The following is a 12,270-nucleotide window of genomic DNA, read 5'->3' as shown; positions in this document are numbered from 1 at the left end:
AATACGTTCGGAACGAAGGGGATGCGTATATGGAAAAGGAACATGCTGCTGTTCAAACCTACTATAAGCACTCCCTAGTTTCTCTGGAACCGCTGTTCACTATGCAGAAGAGCGGGAAAAATGAGAAACTGAATTTTACGTTTAGCATTGAATATGCGTTTTTAGATATGCTATGCTTTTATGGTGAGCGTTTCTTTCCTGAATTTTTCTTGTGAGGAAAGAGGTGCTCTTTTTCTGTGAACTTACAGCAAAAGCAAGGAGGAGGAATATGCCCACGATTAAAGATGTGGCGCGATTAGCCGGTGTTACGGTAACGACTGTATCTCGTGTATTAAATAATCGCGGATATATTAGCGATGCAACCCGCCAAAAAGTATATCAGGCAATGGAAGAATTAAACTATCAACCAAATGAAATTGCTAGATCTCTGCATCGCCGAAAATCAAAGTTAATTGGCCTCATTATTCCGACTGTATCTCATCCGTTTTTTGGAGAATTAGCAGGTTTCATTGAATATTACGCTCATTTAATTGGTTATAAAGTGTTAGTTTGCAATTCGTTGTTGGATCGAAAAAAAGAAAAAGAGTATATCGAGATGCTCAAAAGCAATCGGGTAGACGGCATTATTATGGGGAGCCACACGCTAGAAGTAGAAGAATATATGAACGTAAATTATCCGATCGTCACATTTGACCGGTGCATCAGCGAAAAAATTCCTTATATTTCCTCTGATAACTATGAAGGGGGAAAGTTAGCTACTACTTTACTTATTCAAAAAGGATGCAAAAAAGTTGCGCATATAAGCGGGAATTTACAACTTCAATTGCTTGCCAATAAACGCTCACAAGCATTTATCGAATTAAGTAAAGAGCATGGGATCGAGTCGGTGATTGTGGAGACAGAACTGAATGTTTTTGACATCACCCAATACGAAATGATGATTCGGCATTTGTTAGAAAAACATCCGGATATTGATGGTATTTTTGCGAGTAGTGACGTGATGGCAGCGTATGTTATTCAAATATGTTACTTTTTAAATAAACGAATTCCTGAGCATATTAAAATTGTTGGATACGATGATATTAAGATTGCTTCGTTATTTGTTCCGCCCCTGACAACTATTCGCCAACCAATTGAAGAGATGGCGAAATGCGCCGTTGAACTGATTGTAAAACAAGTAAATAAAGAACCGTTTGAACGTGAAAATGTGTTTCCGGTAGAGTTGGTCGAACGGTTAACGACGTGATGATGCAAAGAAGGTGCTGAAAGTGATAAACGTCTCAATACCTTCTTTGATCGTATGTCAATCGTTTAAAATCTTTTATGTCAAACGATTGACATATTGAAAACGCTTTAATATAATCACAATAGAAGTACAAATATTTTTAAAAAAGAGGGTGAACTAATTTGATCAAACTAAAAATGGTGTCAGCTGCAGTACTATCATTATCTTTATTGTTGTCAGGATGTGGGTCTTCTACAAAGGAAAGTCAATCGTCAGATGGAAAGAAAACTGCTAGCTCCGAAGTGAAAATTACCCTTCTCAACTCGAAAGGGGAAATTCAAGCACAGTTGGAAGAAGCTGCAAAAGAATTTAGCAAAGAAAACCCTGGAACAACATTAGAGGTGATTCCAGCTGCTGCAGGACAATCACCATTTGAAAAGGTAACATCGATGTATGCATCGGGAAATGCACCGACAATCGCAATGTTGGATCCAGGTGATGTGAAAAAATTTGCTGATAAAGCGCTTGATTTATCAAAAGAAAAATGGGTGAATGATGCTGTTGAACGCAGCCTAGATGTCGTTAAGACAGAAGGCGGAAAGGTTTTAGGATTCCCGTTTGCGGTTGAAGGATACGGCTTAATTTACAACAAAGCTGTTCTTGACAAAGCAGTTGGAGGAAACTTTGATCCTTCTTCCATTAAAACAAGAAGTGATTTAGCAGAGTTAATGAAAAAGATTCAAAAAACAGGAGTTGCATCAAACCTTCAATCTCCGATGGATTGGTCGCTCGCAGGACATTTTTTACCAATTGGGTATAGTGTTCAATCTAATAAATCTGAAGAAGTGGAAGCGTTTTTAACAAACCTTAAAGAAGGAAAAGAAGATTTGACGAAAAACGAAAAATTAAACGGGCTATTAGATACGTTTGATCTATTAAAAGAAAATAACATTAATAAGAAAGATCCGATGTCAGGAACGTATGAGCAAGGACCAGAGTTATTAGGAAAAGGAAAAGTCGGTATTTGGTTTATGGGGAACTGGGCATGGCCGCAAATTAAAGGGTTTGATACAACAAACGGCAACTACGGTTTCTTGCCAGTTCCAATTAGCGATAATCCAGATGACTACGGTAACTCGCAAATCCCTGTTGGTGTAACGAAATACTTGATCGTTGACAAAGAACAAAACTCTCCTGAACAACAAGCGTTAGCGAAAAAGTTTTTAGAGTGGCTAGTATATAATGAAAAAGGGCAAGACGTGTTAGTCAATAAGGCGAACATCATTCCAGCGTTTAAAAATATTACATTAGAGCCGCAAGATCCATTAGCAAAATCGATTAAAGCGTATATGAACAATAATAAAACGCTTCAATTTATGGTTACGCTTCCACCTGACCATTGGTCTCAAGTCGGTGCGTTCATGCAGCAATATTTAGATAATAAAATCGATCGAAAACAGTTGTTGAAACAAATTGAAGGTTACTGGAAATCACAACAATAATAGAGTTTTAGTTTATGTGGAATAACGGGGTTGCCCGTTATTCCACAACTTTTAGCAAGGAGATGACGATGAATGTCCAGCCAAAAATTTTTTGATAGATTAAAAGTTCAGCTTCTGTTCTCAGGACCGACATTGTTCGCTTTTTTTACTGTCGTTATTTTGCCGTTTTTATATGGAATTTATTTGACGTTCACTAACTGGGACGGGGTTTCGACGAGCCACTCGTTTGTCGGAATGAAGAACTATTTGGCGGTGCTAGATGACGCTGCGTTTTGGACATCTATGTATAAAACGATGAAATATGTTCTACTAACGGTTATTTTGATTAATGTCGTCGGATTCTTTTTGGCGTATATGTTGACAACGGAAATTCGTGCTAAAAATTTGTTCCGCGCAGGTTTTTTTACTCCTAACTTAATTGGAGGAATTATCCTTGGGTTTCTTTGGCAGTTTATTTTCTCGAACGTACTTGTTTACATTGGAGAGCATTTTAAAATCGGCATTTTCTCCTCTTCGTGGCTGGCAGATCCGGACAAAGCGTTTTGGACGCTTGTCATTGTGACAACTTGGCAATATTCTGGCTACATGATGGTCATTTATATAGCAGGATTAATGAATATCCCTAAAGAATTGTTAGAAGCAGCAAGCATTGATGGCGCCAACGCATTTGTTCGATTAAGAAAGATTATTTTGCCGCTGATGGTTCCGTCGTTTATTGTTTGCGTGTTTTTATCTCTTCAAAGAGGGTTTATGGTGTATGATTTAAATATTGCGTTAACGAATGGAGGTCCGTACAAGAGCACACAGCTCGTGTCGATGTATGTGTATCAAAAAGCATTTTTATCACAAAAGTACGGAGCAGGACAAGCAGAGGCGTTTGTTTTGTTTCTCATTGTAGCCATCGTTACACTCATTCAAGTGTATATGAGCAAGAAGCGGGAGGTTGAAGCGTGATGAACGTATCGAAGGCCTTAATGAAGATGGTGCGATATATCGTTTTAGTCATTTTTTTCTGTTTATATATTCTTCCATTCATATTAGTGTTGCTTAATTCTTTAAAAGAGCGAACAGAGATTATTTCCAATCCACTGTCTATGCCTAAATCATTCAATTTAGCGAACTACTTCAGCGCTATGGAAAAAATGAATTTTGCTCACAGTTTTATGAATTCACTCATTATTACTGTGTTTAGCGTGGCGCTGATTACGATTTTTTCAGCGATGACTGCTTATGTTTTTGTCCGTATTCAAAGTAAGTTGAATAAGTTTTTGTTTTTCTTAATGGTTGCTTCCATGATCATTCCATTCCAAGCGATTATGATCCCGCTTGTGCAAATTTATGGATCGATTGGCTTTTTAAATAGCAAGTGGGCATTGATTTATATGTATATCGGGTTCGGTGCATCGTTAGCTGTTTTTATTTATCATGGATTAATTAAGAGCATTCCACTAGAATTAGAAGAGGCGGCTATGATTGATGGGGCATCACGCTTGCAAATCTTTTTTCAAGTGGTGTTTCCGCTGTTGAAGCCAACCACCATGACGATTGTAATTTTAAATGTTCTTTGGATTTGGAATGACTTTTTATTACCATCCCTTGTTTTAATTAAGCCGGAAGAGCGGACATTGCCACTGTCTACGTTCTACTTTTTCGGGACATATTCTGTCGATTACGGATTATTAATGGCTGGGTTAGTAGTGACGATCATTCCAGTGATCATTGTTTACTTGTTTACCCAAAGATACATTATTCAAGGGGTTATGAATGGTTCGAATAAATGATGTAGAAAGGTTGGTTGCATTGTCTAGACATGATGAGATAGTAAAGGAAGCAGAAACACGAGTACAACGAGCAAAAGAAAAAATGGACGGCACATATCGCCTTGCCTATCACATTATGGCGCCAGTAAACTGGATGAACGACCCGAACGGACTGATTCAATGGAACGGGGAGTACCATGTGTTCTATCAGTTTCATCCTGACAGTCCAAAATGGGGGCCGATGCATTGGGGGCATGTGAAAAGCAAAGACCTTGTGCATTGGGAGCGTGCACCGATTGCGCTTGCGCCGAGTGAATGGTACGACGAAGGCGGCTGCTTCTCGGGAAACGCGGTGAATGATCATGGAGTTCTCACACTTATTTACACCGGAAATGTTTGGTTGAATGAGGAGCAAACGGAATTGAAGCAATATCAATGTTTAGCGACAAGTAAAGACGGCATCCATTTTGAAAAAGACCCGGCCAATCCGGTACTTTCCGAGCCTCCGATTGACTGCCAAGGTCATATTCGCGATCCAAAAGTGTGGAAACGTGGCGACGATTGGTATATGGTGCTCGGAACGCGAGAGGGGAATAACGGAAAAGTCGTTTTATACAAGACGAAAGATCTGCGTCATTGGGAATATGTCAACATCCTTGCACAAAGCGATGGTAGCTTAGGATACATGTGGGAGTGTCCTGATGTATTCCGTTTGAACGGCAAAGATATATTACTATTTTCACCGCAAGGGATGGAGCCTGTCGGCGACCGCTTTCAAAACCTTCATCAAACCGGTTACCTTGTCGGAACGCTTGATGAGGAAACAGGGAAACTGACACACGGAGCGTTTGAAGAACTCGATAAGGGATTTGATTTTTACGCAGCGCAAACGCTTGATGATAAACGAGGACGACGAATTTTGTTCGGCTGGATGGATATGTGGGAGTCTCAGATGCCGACGCAAGAACACGGATGGGTCGGCGCGTTAACGATTCCGCGTCTTTTGGAATTGACGGATGATGAGAAACTTTTGATGAAGCCGGTGCCGGAATTGCAATTATTGCGCAAAGAGTATACGCATCTGGAATCGATCTCAGTAAAACAATATGAAGCGATATACACAGTTCCTGTCGAAGGCGAACGTTTGGAGTTGCTGGTTCGCTTTTCGTTAGCCGATTTTCGTGGGAATGCATTTGGTGTCAAAGTGCGCTGTTCGAGTGATGGAAGCGAAGAAACGATCTTCCGCTATGATGTGAAGGACTCCATCGTGACGTTTGACCGAAACCGTTCTGGAAGAGGAGAAGGAGGCATTCGTAGGGCAGTGCTCGACGGACCAAAAACCGATTCGATCACGTTCCATTTGTTTATTGACCGCTCGTCCGTGGAACTGTTTGTCAATGACGGTCGGCTTGTCATGACGGGAAGAATTTATCCGTCCGAAACAAGCCAAGGAATTGAGCTGTTCACAGAAGGTGGGGACGTGACTGTCTTTTCCGTCGATGCGTGGAAATTGAAGGATATTTGGGGGTAGGAAAGATTTTATATTGCGAGGGGAAAATGTTGAAGAAACAATGGTGGAAAGAAGCGGTTGTGTATCAAATTTATCCGCGCAGTTTTATGGATAGCAACGGTGATGGCATCGGGGATTTGCAAGGCATCATTTCTAAATTGGACTATTTAAAAACGTTAGGAATCGATGTCATCTGGTTATCACCGGTGTACCAATCGCCGAATGATGATAACGGGTATGATATTAGCAATTACCAAAATATTATGAAAGAGTTTGGTACGCTTCGTGATTTTGATGAATTGTTAGAAGAAGTACATAAGCGCGGTATAAAAATTATGATGGATTTAGTTGTCAATCATACGTCTGATGAACATATTTGGTTTATCCAATCAAGACAGTCCAAAGAGAACTATCCGTTTCGCGATTATTATATTTGGCGGCCAGGCAAACCAAATGGAGAGCCACCGAACAACTGGGGAGCGGCGTTTTGCGGTTCAGCATGGGAATATGATGAAACGACCGGAGAATACTATCTCCACTTATTTAGCAAAAAACAGCCGGATTTGAACTGGGAAAACGGGAACGTGCGGAAAGAAATTTACAACATGATGCGTTGGTGGCTCGATAAAGGAGTCGACGGCTTCCGTATGGATGTCATCAATATGATTTCAAAAGTCGAAGGTCTCCCGGATGGCGAAGTGAAGCTAGGGCATCGATATGGTGATGGTAGCCCGTATTATTTCAACGGACCAAAAGTGCATGACTATCTTCAAGAGATGAACCGCGAAGTGCTATCCAAGTACGATATCATTACTGTTGGAGAAATGCCAGGTGTGAACGTGGAAGAAGCGAAGCTGTACACAGGACAATCGCGGAATGAACTGCAAATGGTGTTTCATTTCGAGCATGTGAGTTTAGGAGACGGGTTATATGGAAAATGGTCTCCGGGAGAATGGAAACTGACAGAGTTGAAAAAAATTTTTGCGCATTGGCAGTACGGACTTGCGAAGGATGGCTGGAACAGCTTGTATTGGAGCAATCATGACCAGCCGCGTGCGGTTTCCCGCCTTGGCGATGATGGCAAGTATCGCGTACAGTCTGCGAAAATGCTGGCGACATGCTTACATATGCATCAAGGCACCCCATATATTTACCAAGGGGAAGAAATTGGCATGACGAACGTCAGATTCTCGAAACTGTCCGATTATCGGGACATTGAAACGTTAAATGCTTATAAAGAACTAATTGGTAGCGGAAAGATGACGCATGAGGAAATGATGGCCGCTATTTATGAACGAAGCCGAGACAATGCTCGCACACCGGTACAATGGTCAAGCGAACCGAATGCGGGATTTACAACGGGTACACCGTGGATTGACGTCAATCCGAATTATACAGACATTAACGTCGAAGCGGCATTAAATGATCCGAATTCTATTTTTTATTACTATCAAAAACTGATTCAATTGAGGAAACAACACGATATCATTGTGTACGGTGCATATGATTTAATTTTAGCAGAGGACGAACAAATTTATGCGTTTACCCGCACGTTAGGGGAAGACAAACTGCTTGTCATATGTAATTTTACAAACAATACTCCTTTGTTCGAGTTGCAAACAAATATCACGTATCAAACACATTCTTTACTCATTAGCAACTATGACGTAAGCGGTGATGACGATATTCGATCAATTACCTTACGTCCATATGAGGCGAGGGTGTATGTGTTGAAGTAAATATTTTTACCAGTTAGGCGGTTTCGTGTGAATGGAACCGCCTTTTTACTTGAAAATACGGATTGATGAACGGTTATTTTCATGCCTAGGTGGCGAGTAAAATTAGCTCAAGGCATTTTCTGTAGATTATTTTCTTGTAAGATAAGAAAGGGGGTATAAAATTTTGCGATTGGGTAGAGAACTGTCTAGCTCCAAGTGCCATCGGCGTGATGCGCTCCGTCCCTTCTTTCGGGGGCTAATCCTTCTCGGTTTGGCTTGTGGGCTCTTAGCCGATAGGTGGGCGCTTTGCGCTTTTCTTATATAAGTTGCAATAAAGAATTTCCGATTTTTCGTTTCCGATTTTATCTCAATACGAGCTGATATGGTATAACGTGGAAGGTAGTAAGCTGGATGTAAAACAAAAATTTCAACTTATATCTAATATTTCGCACCCTAACAGGGTAGAAAGAAAGGATTTTTTATTTAGTTTTTCAGAATAACTTTTCGACCAACACGACGAGCGATGGCAATCCTTTTTTTACCATCGCTGGTCGTTCCGTATCACGTTACACGTAGATGCTCTCATCCATGCCCAATCCCTGCAGAATCCTTCGCTGATCCGGGTTGAGGGAGCGATCCAGTGAGCGTTGGATGCGCCCATCCGGCAGCTCCAGCAGGATGACGTTCACGTATTGAAACAGCTGAAAAATCGCCTGTCCCGTTGGACGGGTCAGCTTGCGGCCTCCAGGCCCCTTCAACGGGCGTTCCGATGTGATGAACTGACGCACCCGGCGCTGAGAAATGGGGTAAATGGCCAAGGCCAAGAGAAATAAATAGCCCAATACCGCAACCCGTTCTGGCTTTTTGACATAAATCTCATCCGTGAAAAAGTAGTCTTTCAAAAAAGCGAAGTTCATTTCCACGGAGATCTGCCCATTATACAGCTTCAAGATTTCTTGGGCATCCATTTGTTGACCCTTCCATTCCTTCGGAACGGTAGTGACGAGGACAAACCGGGACGCTTTCCGTTTCGCCTGTTCCCACGCCTCGTGGTTGAATTCAATGTCAAGGCGCAGGAGATACAGCGTCTCCATCTCGGGTTCCTCCCCTTTTTTCGGCCGTCCGCGCCGTTTTTTCGGACGCATGATCTCTTCGACGACTGCCTCGACCCGATGGAACCGGGGGCGGAGGGAGTCCTTCAGGGATGCCAAGGCTTGTTCAGCGTCTTCGCGGCACGAGAATAGGTGACGCTCCCAACGGGCTTGTTCCTCGTGAAGAAGCTCCGCTTCTTTGGCTCGTTCTTTTTCGAGCGTCTTTCCTTTTCGCTGGTCGAGCGAGCTCGATTCGACGACGATCAGCCGAACCGGGTGGCCTTCATATGTCGAGGTCGTTTCCCATACCCGGTACGTGGCGCCGTTTCTCTCGGCCAGCGTAAAGGGATCGCTCCACGTGATGTTGGCGGCCTCGGCCAATGCTCGTTTCACGATCCGGAGCGACGAAGGGCCTCTCGTGATCAAAAAGGCGTTGGCGGCTTTCGTTTGCGCCAAGGTCTCTTTCGTCATCGCGGCGGAATCGGCCACGTAAATCCATTCGTCTTCGATCTTGGCTTGTTTGAGCTGTTCATGGACACGGAACAGCACTTGGGAATTCCACGGTTTGTCAGGCAGGTTGCCGCCGTGCACATCGCCGTAAAACGGGATGCCGTCCTCGTTGCCGACCAGTCCGAAGCCGATCTGTTTTTGCCAAAGATGATGCCGGTTGTAGTCATGCGTGATCTGCAGGGCCTCTGGCGAGGCCGATTCATACGCACCGTAAACGGTCTTGTCCGTCGTATTGGCGTGGAACACCAAAAGAGGAAGGCCTTCTTTCCGATAAAGATGAATTAAGCAGGTGCTGATGACGTTGTGAATGCCGTCCTCATACAGACGGTCGAGATGACGAGCCAGCGCATCGTCATTCAACCAGGAAGGATGGAGCCCGGAACGGATGAGTTTCTCCAGATCAATCTCCTGAGCCCATCGTTCCAGGTGAACGAGGGCTTGTCGGCCGTCAAAAATATTGTAGATGATGGCCTGAACGGCATCGCTGGCTCGAGTCTGGCACTGCGGATCAACGGGAACAAGATGGTCGATCAATTGGGGCAGGCCCCATTTCTTGAATAGGGCACTTATTATATTCAAAGGAAGTGTGATAGACCGCTTTGACTTGAACGTTCATGAGAGAAAAACTCCTTCACTTTCCTTGTGTGTCAAGGATTCATTCGACATCGGAACGAAAAAAGCCTCCCGATTTTCGCTGAGAGGGTGCGAAATGTGAGTAAAATGCCAAAAAAGAAGGCGAAGCCGGCGGTCCAGGTTCATGACTAAGAATTGTAACGCGATGACTGTTTCACTTGTTTTTTTGAAGGCGTGCTTGAATAAGGCCCAGCCCATAACGGCGCTTGCCTTCGCCAAATTTCCCTTCAATTGCATTACGTTCTGCCGAATCCTTATGCGCGATGTGCTTTTGCTCGCTTTGAGCCTTCTTCGAAGGCCGCCCCAGCGGCAATCCGCTCAGACGGATGCCTTTCTCTTTGCAGTATTTCCGATTCTCACGGTTCCGGTATATCTGATCGGCTAAGACCGCTTCGGGGTAATGACCGTAGCGTTCTCGATATCTTTCAACCGCTTCCTGTAAGGTCAAAGCTTCGTTATCATTGTTCCCACTCATTTTTTCGACCAAGGCATACCCATCCACCAGGCTGATGGCCACTTTGGCTCCGAATTCCACACGGGCCCTGGCCTTTCCGCGGACAATGGGGCGAACATGAGGCTGATGGATGCTGACGATACGATCCTCAATCCGGTGCGTGTACATTTCCTGTTGCTGACGATACAGCTCTGAAATGACGAGAAGCTGTTTGTCCTCCTGTTTATTCAATAGGGTCAAGGGACTGTGTTCCTTGAGTTTTTCGATCAGGTGCAGATCGCGTTTCACATATCGGAGTTGTTGGCCAATAGCCTTCCGAATGGTTTTCGCTTTTGGGCGACGTTGCTTCGCAACGGCCAGAAAGGGTCAGTGTGCCTTTTGGCGATAAGTGCACGGCTTCTTCCGGGTCCCGCGGAGAGGCTCAAAAAGGATGTCGATGAGATGTTCCAATTTTTCACGGGCTTAATTCAAAAGGATCAAGTCGTGGGATAGGCGATATCGGCCGGTGCACAAGTGGCATCCAACATCCATTTGCCCTTATGCGTCTCCGAATCCGGGGGAGTTGCGTGATCGTGATTGTGATCGTGATCTTTTCCTGTCGTCCCCGAACCAGCCGGGGGTTGATCCTCTTCATCATCGTTTGAAGAATCTTGAGTCTCATGATGTTGGGCTTCCTTGATGATCCATTCGTTGACTTCATGAATGATCTCCGGGCCTAACCGTTTGCGGAAGTGCGTCATCAGAGAGGGATCAAACGGGTGGCCTTCCTGAAACTCCGGAAAGCCAAGGAAGTATTGCAGGTAGGGATTTTCCGCAATGTGTTGCACCGTTTCCCGCTCACTCGTCTTCAATCGTTGTTGGATGATCAAGGCGCCCAGTGCGACCCGGACGGATAAGGATTTTTGGCCTTTCATCGATTTCTTAAAGGATTGGGCGTATTTTTCTTCGACTTTCCACCAGGGAATCAATTGGGCGATTTTGACCCAACGATTGTCTTTATTCCATTTACCGCCAAACGGCAAGAAAAAGTCATCCGGCAAAATAAGTTGGTTTTCCGTTCTTTTATACAAAGCAGGCGCCTCCAAGTGCAAGGTTTTTTCAGAATGAGTGATAAAATCCTTGCATTGGACTTCGACAAACAAGACTGAAAATCCTTGTAAATCAAGGGTATTTTATTTATTCAGCAGTCCCTAAATATTTCGTTTCATCCTTTCTTCCAGCTAAATAAAATTTTTTAGATAAATTATTATATGTGTCAGCTATTCCTATCATATTGATTAAGCTGTTTATCTCTTTTAAGAAAGGAAGAATTAATGTAGCTTCTTCAATAAATAAAGTGTACAAATTTCTAAAACCGGCCCCTCCAGTACCAATCAACTCCAATGAACGATATACATTTATGCAACATTCTTGCCAGTTTGGTAGATCTGGCCAGAAAACGATTTCATGTTCTATTCTTTTTATTGCCTTTAACCCCATAGAAGAAGATGGCGTATTAAACATTTTTTCTGAAGTGTCCAACATTGAACGAATAACTACATCTTTAACAGAGTTGGGTTTACTAAAAGGTAGAACTGGACTCCAAACATATTTTTTAAAAAAGGGGGCTTTAGCTTCACTCATTGACCTAATCAATAAATCTAAGCTAGTGGCTATTATTGAATCATTAATGTTATCAGATACATAAGCTGTATCATTCTCTTCATCATAACCAATAAAAACTAGAGTGTGACCAGCAAAATTATGCACTTTAATTTCATAAAAATCTAAGTAATAAGTATCCGTTAGCATCAATATGGGAATATTATGATCTAAATAGTGCTTTACCATTTCCCAGTTTAGGTCTTTACCATGGTTCCATTTAAAA

At 43.0% G+C, this 12,270-nt stretch carries 8 protein-coding genes and 2 pseudogenes; 7 read left to right on the top strand and 3 right to left on the bottom strand.

Annotated features, from left to right (window positions below; translation table 11 throughout):
• The 7 genes from BFU02S_RS11440 to BFU02S_RS11410 form a co-directional block, all read left to right on the top strand.
• Positions 1-215: hypothetical protein (locus BFU02S_RS11440; RefSeq protein WP_218005651.1), on the top strand; the 215-nt coding region annotated here is incomplete at its 5' end.
• 53 nt (positions 216-268) lie between these two features.
• On the top strand, positions 269-1,246 hold the full coding sequence (locus BFU02S_RS11435; protein ID WP_066370629.1) for a LacI family DNA-binding transcriptional regulator: 978 nt from the start codon (positions 269-271) through the stop codon (positions 1,244-1,246).
• 161 nt (positions 1,247-1,407) lie between these two features.
• On the top strand, positions 1,408-2,727 hold the full coding sequence (locus tag BFU02S_RS11430) for an ABC transporter substrate-binding protein (protein WP_235842041.1): 1,320 nt from the start codon (positions 1,408-1,410) through the stop codon (positions 2,725-2,727).
• 72 nt (positions 2,728-2,799) lie between these two features.
• Positions 2,800-3,681, top strand: coding sequence for a carbohydrate ABC transporter permease (locus tag BFU02S_RS11425; protein ID WP_066370627.1), 882 nt, complete (start codon positions 2,800-2,802; stop codon positions 3,679-3,681).
• The gene (locus BFU02S_RS11420; protein ID WP_066370625.1) at positions 3,681-4,508 is read left to right on the top strand and encodes a carbohydrate ABC transporter permease; all 828 of its coding nucleotides are present in this window, start codon (positions 3,681-3,683) and stop codon (positions 4,506-4,508) included. Before BFU02S_RS11425 ends, BFU02S_RS11420 begins: the two co-directional genes overlap by 1 nt.
• Positions 4,492-6,018 (top strand): glycoside hydrolase family 32 protein, encoded by a 1,527-nt coding sequence (locus BFU02S_RS11415; RefSeq protein ID WP_235842040.1) that lies wholly within the window; start codon positions 4,492-4,494, stop codon positions 6,016-6,018. Before BFU02S_RS11420 ends, BFU02S_RS11415 begins: the two co-directional genes overlap by 17 nt.
• Positions 6,019-6,047: 29 nt before the next feature.
• Complete coding sequence (locus tag BFU02S_RS11410) at positions 6,048-7,736, top strand: glycoside hydrolase family 13 protein (protein WP_157075913.1); 1,689 nt, start codon at positions 6,048-6,050, stop codon at positions 7,734-7,736.
• Between the two features lie 545 nt (positions 7,737-8,281).
• Here the strand turns inward: BFU02S_RS11410 and BFU02S_RS11405 are convergent.
• From BFU02S_RS11405 to BFU02S_RS11395, 3 genes and pseudogenes are all read right to left on the bottom strand, one after another.
• Positions 8,282-9,932, bottom strand: a pseudogene (locus BFU02S_RS11405) (IS1634 family transposase).
• Positions 9,929-11,473 (bottom strand): annotated as a pseudogene (locus BFU02S_RS11400) (IS5 family transposase). The pseudogenes BFU02S_RS11405 and BFU02S_RS11400 overlap by 4 nt, the downstream one beginning before the upstream one ends.
• A 106-nt stretch (positions 11,474-11,579) precedes the next feature.
• Positions 11,580-12,270: BtrH N-terminal domain-containing protein (locus BFU02S_RS11395; RefSeq protein WP_066370622.1), on the bottom strand; the 691-nt coding region annotated here is incomplete at its 5' end.

The organism is Neobacillus fumarioli NBRC 102428 (assembly GCF_001591485.1).
Lineage (GTDB): Bacteria > Bacillota > Bacilli > Bacillales > Cytobacillaceae > Neobacillus > Neobacillus fumarioli.
Note: the sequence above shows the minus strand (reverse complement) of the source record. Positions and strands in the feature narration are given on the sequence as shown.

Bases quoted from the DNA above. Each gene is read 5' to 3' on its own strand.
- BFU02S_RS11425 (WP_066370627.1), top strand. From the start codon at position 2,800: ATGTCCAGCCAAAAATTTTTTGATAGATTAAAAGTTCAGCTTCTGTTC.
- BFU02S_RS11415 (WP_235842040.1), top strand. From the start codon at position 4,492: ATGGTTCGAATAAATGATGTAGAAAGGTTGGTTGCATTGTCTAGACAT.
- BFU02S_RS11435 (WP_066370629.1), top strand. From the start codon at position 269: ATGCCCACGATTAAAGATGTGGCGCGATTAGCCGGTGTTACGGTAACG.
- BFU02S_RS11420 (WP_066370625.1), top strand. From the start codon at position 3,681: ATGAACGTATCGAAGGCCTTAATGAAGATGGTGCGATATATCGTTTTA.